At 70.5% G+C, this 15938-nt stretch carries 11 protein-coding genes; 4 read left to right on the top strand and 7 right to left on the bottom strand.

All coding sequences use genetic code 11. The annotated features are described in order from the left end of the window. Positions 1-91 precede the first annotated feature (91 nt). The 3 genes from OHN74_RS20500 to OHN74_RS20490 are packed head-to-tail and all read right to left on the bottom strand — an operon-like array spanning position 92 to position 3594. Positions 92-1552 (bottom strand): class I adenylate-forming enzyme family protein, encoded by a 1461-nt coding sequence (locus tag OHN74_RS20500; protein WP_327696011.1) that lies wholly within the window; start codon positions 1550-1552, stop codon positions 92-94. Positions 1553-1558: 6 nt separating this feature from the next. Further along, complete coding sequence (locus tag OHN74_RS20495; protein ID WP_327696010.1) at positions 1559-2776, bottom strand: 3-dehydroquinate synthase II family protein; 1218 nt, start codon at positions 2774-2776, stop codon at positions 1559-1561. Beyond that, positions 2773-3594, bottom strand: coding sequence for a class I fructose-bisphosphate aldolase family protein (locus tag OHN74_RS20490; protein ID WP_327696008.1), 822 nt, complete (start codon positions 3592-3594; stop codon positions 2773-2775). Before OHN74_RS20490 ends, OHN74_RS20495 begins: the two co-directional genes overlap by 4 nt. 318 nt (positions 3595-3912) lie before the next feature. On the opposite strand from OHN74_RS20490, the gene OHN74_RS20485 reads away from it, so the two are divergent. Both OHN74_RS20485 and OHN74_RS20480 read left to right on the top strand, forming a co-directional pair. Then, positions 3913-5289, top strand: coding sequence for an MFS transporter (locus OHN74_RS20485; RefSeq protein WP_327696007.1), 1377 nt, complete (start codon positions 3913-3915; stop codon positions 5287-5289). A gap of 239 nt (positions 5290-5528) precedes the next feature. Then, a complete protein-coding gene (locus OHN74_RS20480) occupies positions 5529-6419 on the top strand; it encodes a ricin-type beta-trefoil lectin domain protein (protein ID WP_327696006.1) in 891 nt (296 codons plus the stop codon). A gap of 148 nt (positions 6420-6567) precedes the next feature. Here the strand turns inward: OHN74_RS20480 and OHN74_RS20475 are convergent, their stop codons facing one another. The 4 genes from OHN74_RS20475 to OHN74_RS20460 form a co-directional block, all read right to left on the bottom strand. Further along, positions 6568-7758, bottom strand: coding sequence for an alpha/beta hydrolase (locus OHN74_RS20475; RefSeq protein WP_327696005.1), 1191 nt, complete (start codon positions 7756-7758; stop codon positions 6568-6570). Positions 7759-7906: 148 nt separating this feature from the next. Next, entirely contained in the window at positions 7907-8635 is a 729-nt protein-coding gene (locus OHN74_RS20470; protein ID WP_327696004.1) for a class I SAM-dependent methyltransferase, read from the bottom strand. A 125-nt stretch (positions 8636-8760) separates the two neighbouring features. Continuing rightward, positions 8761-9444, bottom strand: a complete 684-nt coding sequence (locus tag OHN74_RS20465; RefSeq protein ID WP_327696003.1) for a response regulator transcription factor — start codon at positions 9442-9444, stop codon at positions 8761-8763. Between the two features lie 45 nt (positions 9445-9489). Next, on the bottom strand, positions 9490-9615 hold the full coding sequence (locus OHN74_RS20460) for a hypothetical protein (RefSeq protein WP_327696002.1): 126 nt from the start codon (positions 9613-9615) through the stop codon (positions 9490-9492). Between the two features lie 361 nt (positions 9616-9976). On the opposite strand from OHN74_RS20460, the gene OHN74_RS20455 reads away from it, so the two are divergent. After that, a complete protein-coding gene (locus tag OHN74_RS20455) occupies positions 9977-13369 on the top strand; it encodes a S8 family serine peptidase (protein ID WP_327696001.1) in 3393 nt (1130 codons plus the stop codon). 203 nt (positions 13370-13572) lie between these two features. Continuing rightward, a complete protein-coding gene (locus tag OHN74_RS20450) occupies positions 13573-15921 on the top strand; it encodes a hypothetical protein (protein ID WP_327696000.1) in 2349 nt (782 codons plus the stop codon). Positions 15922-15938: the final 17 nt, after the last annotated feature.

Here is a 15938-nt window from a genome sequence, read left to right as displayed (position 1 = left end):
GGCGCGAGGCTGTGACATTTGCGGCTCCGCCGCGCGGGCGCGACAAGCCGCACAGGGCCCGCAGACAACCAACAACCAGGAGCACCCCGCGCTACCCGGCGGAGCGCAACGTGTCGGCCTGCCGGACCAACTTCCCGTTGGAAGTACGAGGCAACGCGTCCAACACCCGCACGACCCGGGGCACCTTGTAGTCGGCCAACCGCTCCCGGCACCACCGCAACAGCTCCTCGGCTGCCGGCCGTTCGGAACCCGCGCGCACCGCGACGTACGCCTCGGTCACGTCTTCGTGGACCAGGACCGCCTGTTCGACGGCCGGGTGCTCGCGCAGTACGTTCTCCACCTCGGTGAGGTCCACCTTGAGGCCGCCGATGACGACGAGGGAGTCCGCGCGCCCCTGCACCAGTACCGCGCCGGTGGCGTCCAGCGTGGCCCGGTCCCTGGTGTGCAGCCAGCCGTCCGCGTGCTGGGTGCCGCCCGAGTCGAAGAGGTACGGCGACTCGTCGAGGGCGACGTCCAGTTCACCCCGCCGCACCCGGACCGACACTCCCGGCGCCGCCCGGCCGACCGAGGGGCGCAGTGTGCCGCCGACGTCGATGGCGACGATGCCGGTCTCCGTGGTCCCGTACGCCTCGCCGACCTCGACGCCGTACTGCTGTGCGAACCGGGCAGCGACCTGCGGGGGCATGATCTCGCCGCCCGACACCGCGATCCGCAGGTCGGGCAGTGCGGGAGGATCGATGGCGCCGGCGAGGAGTTCGTAGTGCGTCGGTACGCCGAACAGAGCGGTGATCCGGTGTTCCAGCGCGGTCCGCAGGATGTCGCGGGCGGAGACGCGCGGGGCGAAGACGACGGAGACACCGGCGGCGAGGGAGTGGAGCAGGCCGCCGATCAGACCGAAGCTGTGCGCCGTCGAACTGAGCAGCAGCAGCCTGTCGCCCTCGACCGGCATGCCGGGGACCCCGGCGAACCGGTCCACCTCGGTGGCGAGCGACCGGGCTGTCCTGCCGATGACTTTCGGCCGTCCGGTGGACCCCGAGCTGAACTGGACGAGGCGGTGCCCGGTGGTGGCGGGGAGGCCGGTTCTGCGCCGCTCGGTGACGACCTCGTACTCGGACCGGAAACCGAACGTGGCCCGGACGTTGGAACCGGCGCTGACCATGAACTGCGGCCGGCAGGACGAGCAGAGCGCCGCCACCTCTGGCGGTTTGAGCCGGAAGTCGAAGAGCAGCACCTGCGCGCCGAGCCGCCACAGGGCGAGCAGCACCTCGATCTGCGTGAAACTGGGCGGGGTCCGCAGTCCCACGGTGCTGCCCGGCCCGATGCCGCATCCGGCGAAGACGGCCGCCTGCTTGGTCACCCGCTCCCGTAACTCGCCCCGGGTGAGCGTCTCCTGTTGATGTGTCAGATACGGCAGCCGGTCGTCACGCGCGTCGAACAGCCGCTGCACCAGGGCGGCGAGATCCGAGTCGAGATCCGAGTCAGGAGCTGAGCCGGGAACTGAGACGGGAACTGAGCCGGGATCCAGGTCGAGGCCTGATTCGAGTTCGCCCATCGAACCTCAGACCTCCTTGCAGAACTCGCCGATGGGAAGGCCCACATGGCGCTTGTCGGCGGCCAGATAGCCGAGCAACTCGTCGCCCGTCTGCAACTCGGTGACGTTGAGGACCTTCCCGCCCGGGCCGAGCACCCGTACGTGCCAGTCGTCCTGCACGGTCAGGCTGACCAGCCGGCCGTCCTCGGCGTGGGTGCGGATCTCCAGCAGCGGCCGGGACTCGAGTTTCGCCCGCCCGACGACGACCCGCCGGGTGCGCCCGTCGGCGCCGACCGCGAGCAGCGCGCTGCCCGAGCCGACCTCGCTGAGGTAGTTGGTGCGGTTGTCGGGGCCGAGCGTGTACGAGTGCAGGGCGCCCGCGTTGACCCGGAACGGCCGGGTCGGCATGTAGGGCAGGGGGTGGGTCTCGCTGCAGCACAGCACGAACCCGGAGGAGTAGGAGCCGACAAGGATGCCCTCGTCCTCCTCGAAGTGCGAGCAGGTGTCCACACAGACCCGGTCGCCGAGTCCGACGTGCCGGATGCTCTCCACGGTCAGGGTGGACAGCTCCAGTTGGGGTGTCGTCGCCTCCAACAGCCGTGCCAGCGCGAACACCTCGTCGGCGCTGCGGGGCGTGAAGAGGATGCCGTCCGAGCCGCGTTCCAGCACGTCGAAGACGATGGCCGCCTCCTCCAGGCCGTCGACGACCGTCACGAGCTTGCCCTCGGCGGACTCGGCCGCGGCGAGCACGATCTCCAGCGGGATCTTGGTCGGGTCGGCGAAGTGGATGACCGTGTACGGCAGCACCATGGCGCCCGCGCACGACAGTTGGAGGGTGCGGTCGTCCCGTACGTCGATGAAGCCGGAGACCGGTGTGCCACCGGCGCTGCCGGTGCGCGTGCCGGCGCGGTGGTCGGCGGCGAGGGCGTCCAGCTCGTCCTGGGTGTGGAACTTCCGCAGGAGCACGTCGAATGCGGTGTTCGACGGTGAAGTGGCGGCTGCCGAAGGCGACTTGGCGTCCTTCTCGGCGCCCTTCGGCTCCTTGTCTCCGGGCTTCTTCGCAGAGGTCGTGACCGGGACGCCGCCCTCGGTGACCAGCACCCGGGTGACGGTCGGGGGCAGGGTCCCGAGCAGCTCGGCGTCGGCGGCCACGACTCCGGCCATCCGGGCGTGGATTGCCGCGTCCACCACCGCCTGGAGCTGCGGACGGGGGACCTCACGCAGGTCGATCCATGCGAACCTCATGCCACTCCTGCCACGATCGTCGAATAGTTGGCCATACGCATGTCATGAGAGAGCTCGGTGCTCCCGCCGTGCACGACCGCCGAGAGCCGGGACACCAGTGCGGCGGGTGTCGGGGAGGAGAAGATCCGGCGCCCGATGGCCAGGCCCCGGCAGCCGGCGGCCATCACCGCCGTGCCGTACTCGACGAGGTCGGAGCCGTCCGGTGGACCGCCGGCCGCGAGGACGGGAATGGGACTGTTCGCCACCACCTCGGCCATGCGCTCGATCGGCAGGGCGACGGAGGTCTTCACCATGTCCGCGCCCAGGTCCGCGGCGACGTTGGCCAGATGGGAGAGAAGGGCCGGATCGCGCGGGTCCTCGATCCGGGGGCCGCGCGGATACACCATGGCGATCAGGGGCATGCCCCACGCGTCGCAGGAACGGGCCACCGCCCCCAGATCCGCCAGCTGCTGTGCCTCGGTGTCCGAGCCGATGTTCACATGGACGCTGACCGCGTCGGCGCCGAGCGTCAGTGCCTCCTCGACGTCGGCGACCAGCACCTTTGCGTTGACGTCGGCGGAGCAGGAGGTGCTGGCGCTCAGATGCACCACCAGCGCGCAGCTCTTCAGGATGTCCTGCGCGAAGGTGCGGGCGCGCCCCTTGTGGACGATGATCCCGTCGGCCCCGCCGGCCACCAGGGCCCGCAGCAGGTCGTCCCACTTGTCGGCGGGGACGATCGGGCCGTCCGAGACGCTGTGGTCGAGCGGGACGAGCAGATGTCGGTCGTCACCCGCGAGCGAAAGTCTTCTCAAGCGTAATTGCTTGCCCGTTTTCAGCATGGGAATTGCGATTCTCCGTGTCCGAAAATCGATGGTTGTAGAACTTTCAAGTTAAGCGGTCATGAGCATTCTCGTGTGGCCACCCGTTGGCAAGGTGTAATCGCCGGTAAATTTTTATACAGCGCGCGGCATGATTATTGACAGGGGATTGACAGGTTGCGCGGGGTTGACTGCGCCCGGGTGTACTGTTCGTGCGCTCTATGCGCGTTGGGGCGTTCTGCCCCCGGCTGCGAATGGGCTTCTTGTCGAATTTGAAATTCGATGATTAGGGTGACTCCCCTTCCCTCTTTCCCGCTCAGGATTCGGAAGTGATCCCCCATGCCCGAATTACCGACACTGAACGCGTCCCCACCGCGGACAGCGAAGACCGAGGCCCCGAAGGTCGCCACGGCGAGCCTGGTCGGCACGACGATCGAGTACTACGACTTCGCCGTGTACGGCACCGCCTCCGCACTCGTCCTCGGCCCTGCCTTCTTCCCCTCCGGCAACGCGACCCTGTCGTCCCTGGCCGCGTTCCTGACCTTCGCCGCCGCCTTCCTCTCCCGGCCCCTCGGCGTCGTCCTGTTCGGCACGATCGGCGACCGGCTGGGCCGAAGACAGGCGCTGGTCCTCTCCCTGCTGCTGATGGGCGTGGCCACGGTCGGCGTCGGCCTGCTGCCCACGTACGAGACCGCCGGACTCCTCGCCCCCGTACTGCTGGTGACACTCCGTCTGCTCCAGGGCGTCAGCATGGGCGGCGAGTGGGGCGGGGCGGTGCTCCTCGCCGCCGAACACGCGCCACCCGGCCGCCGGGCCCTGTACGCCTCCATCCCGAACATCGGCCCCTCGCTCGGCTTCCTCCTCTCCACCGCGGTCATCCTGCCCACCCTGAACATCGTGGGCATGGCGGGCTTCACCGACTGGGCCTGGCGCATCCCGTTCCTGCTCAGCACCGTCCTCGTCGTGGTCGGCCTGTGGGTGCGATCGACGGTCTCCGAGTCCCCGGTCTTCAAGGCCACCGCGCGGGCACGGGAGTTGGCATCGGAGTCACTGGCGGACCCGGTGCCGGAGTCTCTGTCCGGGTCGGTGCCGGTGCCGGCGTCCCGGTTCCCGCTGGGCACGATCCTCAGGCAGTACCCCCGCCGGCTGCTGCTCGGCACCGGCGCGGCGATCGGCGGCTCGGCCGTCTACTACCTGACGATCGTCTACAGCCTCTCGTACGGTCCGCAGGAACTCGGCATCCCCCGGAACACGATGCTGACCGCGGCGAGCATCGGCGCTGCGGCCGGAATCGCCATCACCCTCCCGGTCGCCAGGCTGTCCGACCGGATCGGCCGCCGCCCGCTGATGCTGGCCGGAGCCGTCGGCTGCGTGGTGTGGGCGGTCCCGATGTACGCCTCGCTCAGCTCGCGCAACGGGCTGGTGATCACCGGCGCCTACACGGTCGGCCTGATGTTCCTCGCGCTGATGTTCTCCCCGGTGGCGGCCTTCCTCCCGGAGCTGTTCCCGGCCCGGCTGCGTTACACCGGCGCCTCCGCCACCTTCATCCTCGCCAACACCCTCGGCGGCGGTTTCGCCCCCTCCATCGCCACCTGGCTGAACAGCCGCTGGGAATCCCCGCTCGTCCTCGGCTTCTACACCGGCGGCCTCTGTCTGGTGAGCCTCCTGTGCCTGCTGGCGCTGCCGGAGACCCGGGAGAACGAGTTCGACGTCTGATGGGTCACTTTTCATCTGGTGGAAAATGCGTCGTCAATAGGTATTCCGGTACGCAATAAAATGTACTACCGGGAACAAACCACCCTTCCGGCGAATCCTTGGCGCGGGCGCGGTGTTTCGACGTGTGCTTTAGTCTGAGCCGATGTGAGGCGTGAAGTGCTCACCGAGTCGCTCAGGCAAGGAGTTTCCCCATGGCTACTCACCGTTATAAATCCCGGTCCGCGCGATACGGGTTGGTAATGGCATCGCTGGGGCTGATGACCGCTGGGGCCGCTGTGTCCGCCCCGGCGGCATCGGCCGCCGTCTCGACGGCCGCACTTCGGGGTGCCGATTCCGGGCGCTGTCTGGACGTCCCCGGTGGAAGGACCGAGAACGGCACCGAACTCACGCTGTGGGACTGCAACGGGGGCAGCAACCAGCAGTGGTCCTACGACACCGTGAGCAAGGCGCTGGGAGTCTACGGAGACAAGTGCCTGGACAGTGAGAGCGACAGCGCGGTCAACGGCGTGGCCGTTCTCATACGGGACTGCACGGGCGGCACCACCCAGCAGTGGGACGTCGTCTCCGGAGGGACCGTCAAGAACGTCGGCCTGGGCCTGTGCCTGGACGCGGCCGAGCTGGGAGTCGCCAACGGAACCCCCGTTCAGCTGTGGTCCTGCAACGGCGGCGGAAACCAGCAGTGGAGCGGGATCACACCCGCCGCACCCGCCGACACGACAGCGCTGACGACGCTGGAGAAGCAGGCGTTCGACAACGTCAACGCCCAACGGACCGCCAACGGCTGCGCGGCACTGGTGATCGACGAGAGCCTGCAGAAGGCCGCCCACGACTATGCGGCCGAGATGGTGCGGACCCACAACTTCTCGCACACGTCGGCGAGCGGAAAGAGCCCCACCGACCGGGCCAAGGACGCCGGATACACCCGGGGTGGCGTCGGCGAGAACATCGCGATGGGTTTCCAGGGCGATCCGAACGGCGTGGTCAACAACGCGACCTACGGGTGGATGAGCAGCTCCGGCCATCGCGCGAACATCCTCAATTGCGGCTACACCAGGACCGGTATGGGATACGACTCGGGAAACATAGACCCGAACTACGCCAGCGGTTCCTGGGTGCAGGTATTCGGCTGATGCCGATGTTGATTCTGATGCCGGTGTGAGGTGCCCGGGCCGCCGACGTCTTTCCGTGGGCGGGCCCGGCCGGAGGTGCCGCGTCGGCGTCCCCATGGTGGGTGTGCGGGCAGCGGGGGTCCGGGCCTCGGCGGCCCGCGGGGACAGGTCAGTGAAGCCCATGACGGCAGTCCTCCGAGGTGTTGGAGGCGGAGTGGGCACAGGCCACTGCCCCGTAGTGGCCGACCGCGATGTCGGCGTAGTTGCGCAGGGACGCCGTGCCGGGGGTGAAGTAGCCGGTGTGGCCCTGGGCCCCGTCGGAGGCGACGACGCGGGCGCCGAAGTCCGGGTCGGCCGGGTCGGCGCCGTGGCCGAGGCCGAAGAGCTCGACGGGAGGGACCCGGCGGATCCAGTCGGTCGCGTCCCGGGCGGTCGCCCACAGCCGGGACCGCGCCCCGACGGGCACCTGGCCGGCCTGGCCGATACGCATTCCGGGCGAGGCCGCGACCACGAGGTCGGACACCTGCCGCCCGGTCAGCCGGTGGGCGGCGGCGCCGCACAGCACCGAGCCGTAGCTGTGGCAGAACACCGAGGGCGGGGCCACCGGGCGGGTTGTCGCGGCCAGGCCGTCGAGGAAGCGGAGGAGTCGCGGGGCTCCCTCTTCCGCGAGGTGCCCGGTGGCCGCGTCCCAGCCGACGCCGACCGGGGTCGTGTAGCCGACCCACACGATCACCGCCGGGCGGTCGGCGGGTGCCAGCCGGATCATCCCGGCGCGCAGGTCTCGGGCCATGCCGGCGGCGGCGTCGTACGAGGCCAGGTCTGTGTCGGAGCCCGGTACGACGACCGCGATCCGGCGGGCGGTCCGCAGATCCCCGTACACCTCGGCGACCTGGCCGCGGCCCCGTGGGTCGAAGGCGAGGACGTGGCGTCCGGGTGTCAGCAGCCGGTCGTACGTCGCCGCCCGTGTCCGGGCCTGTCGTCGGACGCCCGTGGGCTGCCCGGGGTCGGCGGCTCGGGCCAGTTCGCGGTCGCGTCCGGCGGTGAGGGCGAGGTCGTTGGCGGTGTACCGGAGCTCGGGCGGGGCGCCGTCGAGGCCGCCCACGACGAGCGGGTGACGCTTGGCCAGTGCCGTCCGCTGTGCCGCCGTCAGCCCGGTGAAGAACCGCGCGACCTGGGCGGGCGCCGTCGACGCCGGGTCCGGCAGCCGTCTGCCGAGCACCCGGTCGGCCGTCCACGCCGCCGTGCCCGGAGGCGGGCCCGTGACGGCGGTCTGCACATCGCCCGCCGCCCAGCCCGCCGTCCCCGCGACCGTCGCCAGCACCAGTGCGCAGACGGCCAGCGTGCGCTTGAAACGCCCCATAACGTGTCTCCCCGTTTCTGTGCTTTGTCGCCCCCGCTTCTCCGTGGGCGACCTGATGGGCGGAAGGTAGGGAGCGGGGATGCCGGCCGGCGTCACACCGGGGAGCCAACCTCCGGGTGGCACCCCGGTAGGGGGCGCCGGACATGCCTCACCGCAGGGTGAAGAAGATCATCGGGTTGTCGCGGCTCTCCCGGACCGGGTGGCCCAGCGCGAGGGACCGCTTGACGTCCTTCAGCCGGTCGTGGATCTCCGGAGCGTGGGCCCGGGAGGCGGTGAAGAAGGGGTTCTCCCGCTCGGCCAGCCAGCGCAGCACCACCGCCCCCTCGGTGAACGGCAACGCCCTGCGCCCGTGGAAGACGTCGTGGACGCACACCGGTATGCCCGGCCGCAGCCGTGGGAACAGGTGCCGGATGTACCAGCGGGCGAAGCTCGCGGAGTGCGCCGCGTCGATGAACAGGAAGTCCGCGCTGTCGGGGATCTTCTCCAGGTTCTCCCGCGCGTCGCCCTGCGTGAACGTCCAGCGGCCCGCCGAGAGGGTGTCGGGCACCTCCCGCACGACGTGGTCGACGATGTCGTGCGAGTACAGGTGTCCGGTGCCGTTGTCGCGCAGGGCGCGCAGGATCCAGGTGGTGGACCAGCCGTGGAAGGTGCCGATCTCCACGACCGTCTCGGGCCGGGCCTCGCGCAGGAGGAGATAGGTGATCTCCGCCTCGATGTCGTCGAGTTGGGCCTTCATCGAGGTGGGCGGCGCGAGCAGCGTGCGCTGGCGTTCGCGGGCCCGGTCGAGGTCCTTGGCGTAGGTGCGGTAGAGGCGGCTGATGTGGTCGAGGTCGATGGGCCGGGCGGCGATGGGCTGCCGGTTGTCGGGCTGGTGCATGTGTCACGCTCCTGCGAAACCGTTCCGTGGTCGGGGTCCGGTGATGCTGGAGCGCGAGCCGCAGGCCGCACATCACACCCGGGTGCCAATCCGCGTGTCAGCCCCAGGTATGACAACGCGGCAGGTCAGGCAGGCGACGCCCCGGGCACGACGAGGCCCGACTCGTAGGCGAGGACGACGAGTTGGGCCCGGTCGCGGGCGCCGAGCTTCGAGAGCAGCCGGGTCATATGGGTCTTGACGGTCTGCTCGGCCACCACCAGCCGTGTCGCGATCTCGGTGTTCGACAGGCCCCGCGCCACCAGCGACAGAACCTCCGTCTCCCGGGGGGTGAGGCCGTTCAGGCGCAGGCGGGCGGCCCGGGGCGGGGCGGCGCGGCGCCGGGCCACGTCCTCGATGAGGCGCCGGGTGATGGACGGTGCGAGCAGCGCGTCCCCGGCCGCGATCACCCGTACCGCCTGCACGAGTTGGGCGACCGGCGCGTCCTTGAGGAGGAAGCCGCTGGCGCCGGCCCGCAGTGCCTCGTAGATGTAGTCGTCGACGTCGAAGGTGGTCAGCATGAGCACCTTCGGCCGGTGGACGACACCGCGCGGCGGGTCCAGCAGCTGCCGGGTGGCCTCCAGGCCGTCCATCTCCGGCATCCGTACGTCCATCAGCACGACGTCGGCGTGCGTGTGCCGGCTGACCTCGACGCCGAGCCGGCCGTTGGGCGCCTCGCCCACGACGTCGATGTCGCTGTGTGCGGACAGCAGCGCGGCGAATCCCGAGCGCACCATGTCCTGGTCGTCGACGACGACCACCCGAATTGCCATGCCGCCCTGCTTTCCTGCCGTCGTGCCTGGTCGATTACGTCCCGGTCAGTGGGCGCCGATGCCCGCCGCCGAGGCGAGCCACTGCGTGGCGACCAGCGCGGCCACGGCCAGCGTCGTGACCCGCGCCAGGTGCCGGTTCGTCCGCGCTCCGCGCGGCGCTGCCTTCGCCATGTCCGACTCCCTCGCCGTGTCGCCCGGTGTGTCATCCCGCGCACTCACGCGGGACCGTCGGCCCCAATCTGCTGCCCCGGAGGGCACCACCGCCTCGGCCGAACGGCCGGAACCCGTGGACCGGTACCGCCTCTGTACTGGCCGAACGGTTGAGGAGGGGACTTCACGGAGGGCCGTCCACTGACCTCTCGTCAGAAACACGTCGGATCTTCTTCCAACCCGATCGCGCCCCAGTCCGTCTCTAGGGCGCGAGCCGTCGCGAGTACGCGGAACGGCTTCTGTCCGATCTCGAGGTTGATCGAGGTTTCTCGAAGTGTCAGGAGTGCAGGTGGATTTACGCGCAAGACCAAAGCGTGCGGTCATGGCCGCCGGAGTGGCCTCCACGGCCCTTCTGCTGGCCGGTGTCCCGGGCGCGGAAGCCCAGGACGCGAGCGGCGCCACTACCGTCAGGACGGTCGAGGCGTCCAAGGCGGCCGGTACGGCCAAGGCCATGAAGACAGTGACCCTGGTCACAGGTGACCGGGTCATGATGGACGGCGCCGGTCAGGTGACCGGCGTGGTGCGGGCCGAGGGCCGGGAGCGGGTGCCGTTCTCCGTCCGAGTGGTCGACGGACACACCCAGGTCGTGCCAGGTGACGCCGAACTGCTGCTGGCGCAGGGCAGGTTGGATGTCCGGCTGTTCGACGTGACCCAGTTGGTCGCCGACGGCTACGACGACGCGGGCCGAGGCGACGTACCGCTGATCGTCACCTTCCGGGGCAGGAAGGCCCCCTCGATGACCCCGTTCACCGGGGCCGGGGCCAAGGTCGGCCGGGCGCTTCCGGTCGTCAACGGCAAGGCGATGCGGCCCGTGAAGAAGCGCGGCGCCGACTTCTGGAACGCCGTCACCGGCACGAGCGAAAAGGCCGACGGGGCAACGGAGTTCACCGCCTCGACCGCCGTCGAGAAGCTGTGGCTCGACGGCAGGCGCAAGGCCAGCCTCGACAGGAGCGTGCCGCAGATCGGCGCGCCGACCGCCTGGGCCGCCGGTTACGACGGCACCGGCGTCAGGATCGCCGTCCTGGACACCGGCATCGACACGGCCCACCCCGACCTCGCCTCCCAGGTGATCGCCGGACAGGACTTCACCGCTTCCCCCTCCGGCACCGCCGACAGGTTCGGCCACGGCACGCATGTGGCGTCCATCGCGGCCGGTACGGGAGCCAAGGCCGACAGCAAGTACAAGGGTGTCGCCCCCGGCGCGAAACTCCTGAACGGCAAGGTCCTGGACGACAACGGCTCCGGCATGGACTCCGGGATCATCGCGGGCATGGAGTGGGCGGTGGCCCAGGGCGCCGACGTCGTCAACCTCAGCCTCGGCGGCCAGGACCTGCCCGGCATCGACCCGCTGGAGGAGGCGGTCAACCGGCTCTCCGCCGAGACCGACGCCCTCTTCGTCATCGCGGCCGGCAACGAGGGCGAGGCCGGCGAGAGCACCGTCGGCTCGCCGGGCAGTGCGGACGCCGCGCTCACCGTGGGCTCGGTCGACAAGGCGGACGCCCTCGCCGTGGACTCCAGCCGTGGCCCGCGTGTCGGCGACAGCGGGGGCAAGCCCGACCTGACCGCGCCCGGCGTCGACATCACCGCCGCGGCGGCCTCGGGCAGCCTGCTGGAGGAGTGGTTCCCCTCCGACATACCCGGGTACCTCACCATCAGCGGCACCTCCATGGCGACCCCGCATGTCGCGGGCGCCGCCGCGATCCTCACCCAGCAGCATCCCGACTGGACCGGCGAGCGCGTCAAGGCGGTCCTCACGGGCTCCGCCAAGCCGGGCGCGTACAGCTCCTTCCAGCAGGGAACCGGCCGCACCGACCTGGTCAGGGCGCTGGAGCAGAGCGTCGTCACCGAGCGGCAGCAGCCGCTCGACTTCGGGCTCCAGCAGTGGCCGCACGGCGACGACACCCCGGCGACCAAGCAGGTGACGTACCGCAACCTCGGTACGGAGCCGGTCACTCTCGACCTGTCCCTCGACGCCTCCTCGGTGGACGGCAAGCCCGCCGCCGAAGGCATGTTCGCCGTGTCGCCGCAGCGGATCACCGTCCCGGCGGGCGGCGAGGCGAGCGCCTCCGTCACCGCGGACACCCGCGCCGGGACCACCGACGGCTCCTTCGGCGGCTCGGTGGCCGCCGTCTCGGCCGACGGCAGGGTCCAGGTGCGTACCGCTGTCGGCGTGGAGCGCGAGGCCGAGTCGTACAACCTCACGATCAAGCACCTCGACGAGAACGGCGAGCCGACCGGCGACGCCGTCACCTCCGTCGCGGACTACGACGGCGACTTCTTCGAGCGCTACGCCGACGAGCAGGACGGCGAGCTCACGGTGCGGCTGCCCAAGGGCGACTACACCCTCGACGGGGTGATCCACCCGTACCTCGAGTCCGTCACCCACGCCATGCTGGTGCAGCCGAAGCTGACCCTGGACAGGGACACCACCGTCACGGTCGACGCCCGGCAGGCGCGGCCGGTGGAGATCACCGTGCCCGACGCGGCCGCCGAGAACACCGAGGCCACGGTCGCCTTCAGCCATGACCGGGGCGAGGACCTGCGCCCGGGCAGACTTCAGTACATCCTGCCGACCTTCCAGGGCTCGCGGTTCGGGCAGTTCGGCTCCGGCACGTCCACGGACGGCATGTCCGCCGTGTTCGCCGGCGACTGGACCCGCGAGGACGCCGAGGGCAGGCCGGTCACCTACCACCTGGGCTGGAACCGCCCAGGCCGGCTGACGGGCTTCGCCGCAGTCGTCCGGCGGAGCCAGCTCGCCAAGGTCGACCTCCAGGTGGGTGTGCCCGTCGAGGGCAGGCGCGTCCAGGTCGAGGTGTCGCCGCACACCCCCGACGGGGAGCTGATCTTCACCGACCACGACCTGCGCGGCGTCCTGCCGCTGAGCACCACGGACTACGTCCTCGCCAACGACGTCAAGTGGTCCTTCCGTACCTGGCAGACCAGCGGCGACGACCGCGACACGGTCTGGGAGAACTTCCTGATGCGGATGCCGAGGACCTGGCAGGCCGGCCGAAACCACACCGAGCGCTTCAACGTCGGTGTCTTCGGCCCGGCCCTGCCCGCCGCCTCGGACGTCGGACCTGAGCGGGGATTCCCCGGAGTCATGCGGTACGGCAACGTCATCAGGGCCTTCGTGCCGCTGTTCGGCGACGGCGCCGGGCACTGGGGCATCAGCGACTACACCTCGGTGAGCGCCCGACTGGAGGCGGACGGCAAGGAGATCGCCGACGACTTCGACACCTCGCCGAGCGACGGCGTCACCGAGTACACGGTTCCGGCCCAGGACACCACGTACCGGCTGACGGTCGACAACTCCCGTGACCCGGCGGTGTATCCGGTCAGCACGCGCGTCCGGGCCGAGTGGACCTTCCGTTCCGCCACCACCCCCGAGGACGAGTCGACGCGGCTGCCCCTGTCGGTGGTCCGTTTCTCGCCCGACCTGAGCCTGTCCAGCACGGCGAAGGCGGGCAAGCGGTTCACGGTGCCCTTCACCGTCGAGGGCGGGGCGGCCGGACAGCGTCCCGCCAGGCTCTCCTTCGAGGTCTCCTACGACGACGGCGCCACCTGGCAGCACACCAGGGCCGTCGGCGGTACGCACCTGGCGCTGACCCACCCGGCCACGGCGGGCTCCGTCTCGCTGCGGGCCAAGCTGACCGACCGGGCCGGCAACACGCTGGTCCAGACGATCGAACGCGCCTACCTCACCACCGAGTAGCTCTCGGGCAGGGTGTCGAGTCCCGTTCGGGGCGGTGCTGCCACCGCCCCGGACGGGACTCTTCCGTGTTCCACAACTGCCGTGTGGGTCAAGTGAGTTCACGGGTTCCCATTCACCGCGAGCGGGGATAGCCATAGGGTGCGGCCACGGGTCGCGGGGGATCGGCGACGGGGGGACGTCACGTGCTCTTGCCTCGGTGGAGTGTGTCCGGAGCCAGATCGCCCCTGCGCGGACGTATCGCGCTGTTGTGCCTGCTCCTGATCCTCGTGGGCAGCCCCTGGGCGCAGAGGCACGTGGGCGACCTCTACGTGGACCACTACCAGGACGAGGCCACGCGCTGGCTGGTCGAGAGGGCGTTCGTCCCGAGGTGGGACTTCTCCCCCCACGCGTACATCGACTACCTCGGCCCGTCCATGCTGGTCGTGCAGGACCTCAGCGTCGTGATGCTGCTGGTGGCGCTCGCCCGGGTGCTGTCGCGGCCGTGGGCCCGTGGGGCGGCGGGGTGGAGCCGCTGCCTGGTCGCGGCCGTTCTGGTGTCGGAGGTCGTGGCCCTGCTGCGGTGGTGGATGCTCAGCATCTTCGTCGAGGGACTGGGTCTGTCGACCGCCGGACTGCGCCACGAACTCGTGCACGCTCCCCTCGCCTTCGGCCTGGTGACGGGTGTCCTCCTCGCCCTGCTGACCGTCGGGCTTCCCGCGGCGTCCGGCGCCGCGCCGGCGGGCGACACGAAGGCCTGGTTCCGTCAGCCGTTCGGACCGCCGCTCAGTTCGTCACTCCGTTCAACGCCCCGCCGGAGAAAGGGAGATGCCATGACGACGACCCCGCAGGCACACATGCCGGTCGGGACCACGCCGGGTGACGTCACCCGGTATCTGTGCACCGCCGCCTACATCGACGAGCAGTTCGCCGAGCGGGTGGTGGACGAGGTCCTGGCCGACGAGGTCAGCGCCGTGGCCCCCTCGCCCGGCGTCGACCTGGTGGCGGTCGCCCGCCACTGCCTTGCGGCGCAGGAGGGTCGGCGCGTCCGGGATCTGCGGCTGGCGGGGGCGTTCGCGGTCGTGGCCGTGCTCGCGCCGCTGTGGCTGCTGTTCAGCGCGGTGTTCCTGCTGATCACCGGCTGGCTGGGCCGCACCCGGGTCAGCCTCACCACCCGTGGCCTGCAGCAGTCCGGCAGCGGGGCGCTGACCCGTGCCGGCATCGCGGCCGGCGTGATGACGGTGTACGCCTTCTACGTCGGCAACTCCCTCGCGGCATCGTCCCTGTCGGGGTTCCCGAGCTGGCTGCTCGGCGCCTATCTGGCCGGGATTCCGGCCGTGCTGGCGTCCGTCGGCGCGGCACTGTTCGCATACGGCACGGTCGTACGGCACGACCTCGACATCGACCGGATGCTGCGGACCACCATGACCCGCGAGAAGTTCCCCTGGCGGCCCCCGCCACCCGTGCCGCGGCGGGAGTGGATCGCGAACCGGCTGGCGGTCGTCAAGGCGGCACGGGACGGAAACGTCACCGTGTACAGCGGGTTCTCCCCGTTCGTCGGCTACGCCGCCGTGAGCCTCGACTGGCCCTTCGCCGTGCCGCTCCTGCCCGCCGACGACCCCGTCGACACGGGCACGCGCGCCGCCGAACCGGAGGCGTTCACCGTCGTCGAACTCGTCGACCACGTACGCGAGAAGCTGCGCGCGGTCGCCGCACGCACCGGCCCGGACGGTACGGCGTACAAGGACCCGGAGACCCTCGCCTCCCTCACCGTCGAGGACCGGGTCTTCGTGGACGGCACGACCATCGGCGACGACGACCGCTTCATCACGCCCGCCGAACTGGCCCCGGCCGCACGGCTGTCGGCCGAGGAGGTCGAGCAGATCATGCTGCGTCCGACGGGCACGGTCCGCCACTGTCTGGCGGTCCATGTGCCGTTGTGGGGCGGCGACGTCGTACCGAGCGTGTTCCTGCACTTCTCGGTCGCGGGCAGGACGCTGCACGTGCAGGGCGGCAACCATGTGCTCGGGCCGGTGGACGCGGCCTACCACGTCGTGGACCGTCTGCGGGACCCGCTCACCCCGGAGCGGGAGCGCGGGCTGCTGGCCGACGCCGTCGTCCGCACCGGCCCGGCGTTCCTCGGCGCGCCCGGCCGCGCCTGGCGTCAGGCGCTGTTCGAGACCCGGCGCACCCGGCGGATGGTGGACGAACTGACCGCCATGGAGCAGGACCCGATCTTCGACTACGGCGCCCGGGACAGCGTGCGGGAGATGGCGCTCAGCCCCAAATACCACAACTACTTCCAGGTCGTGGACGCCCAGCGGATCACCTCGGCGGTGCAACGCCACACTCTCGCCGCGATCCGGGAGTTCCTCGACGCACGCGGCTACGACACCACCGACTTCCGCGCCCAGCAGCAGACCATCCTCAACCAGGGTGTCATCCAGCAGGGCGGCACGAGCATCATCGGCAACCAGGCGATCGGCGCGGGGGCCAACGCCACCCAGAACGTCACACAGAAGACCGGCCCGGCCGGCACCGCCGCCGGAGCAGCCACCGCCGGCGTCGAGAAGTGAAGCAACGTCGGAAGGAA

The sequence above is a fragment of the Streptomyces sp. NBC_00459 genome (genome assembly GCF_036013955.1).
GTDB lineage: Bacteria > Actinomycetota > Actinomycetes > Streptomycetales > Streptomycetaceae > Streptomyces.
The sequence above is the reverse complement of the archived record's forward strand: the minus strand, read 5'-3'. Positions and strand labels throughout refer to the sequence as shown.

Coding starts and splice junctions, on each gene's coding strand:
- OHN74_RS20500 (WP_327696011.1), bottom strand. CDS start 1,552: ATGGGCGAACTCGAATCAGGCCTCGACCTGGATCCCGGCTCAGTTCCC.
- OHN74_RS20495 (WP_327696010.1), bottom strand. CDS start 2,776: ATGAGGTTCGCATGGATCGACCTGCGTGAGGTCCCCCGTCCGCAGCTC.
- OHN74_RS20490 (WP_327696008.1), bottom strand. CDS start 3,594: ATGCTGAAAACGGGCAAGCAATTACGCTTGAGAAGACTTTCGCTCGCG.
- OHN74_RS20485 (WP_327696007.1), top strand. CDS start 3,913: ATGCCCGAATTACCGACACTGAACGCGTCCCCACCGCGGACAGCGAAG.
- OHN74_RS20480 (WP_327696006.1), top strand. CDS start 5,529: ATGGCATCGCTGGGGCTGATGACCGCTGGGGCCGCTGTGTCCGCCCCG.
- OHN74_RS20475 (WP_327696005.1), bottom strand. CDS start 7,758: ATGGGGCGTTTCAAGCGCACGCTGGCCGTCTGCGCACTGGTGCTGGCG.
- OHN74_RS20470 (WP_327696004.1), bottom strand. CDS start 8,635: ATGCACCAGCCCGACAACCGGCAGCCCATCGCCGCCCGGCCCATCGAC.
- OHN74_RS20465 (WP_327696003.1), bottom strand. CDS start 9,444: ATGGCAATTCGGGTGGTCGTCGTCGACGACCAGGACATGGTGCGCTCG.
- OHN74_RS20460 (WP_327696002.1), bottom strand. CDS start 9,615: ATGGCGAAGGCAGCGCCGCGCGGAGCGCGGACGAACCGGCACCTGGCG.
- OHN74_RS20455 (WP_327696001.1), top strand. CDS start 9,977: ATGGCCGCCGGAGTGGCCTCCACGGCCCTTCTGCTGGCCGGTGTCCCG.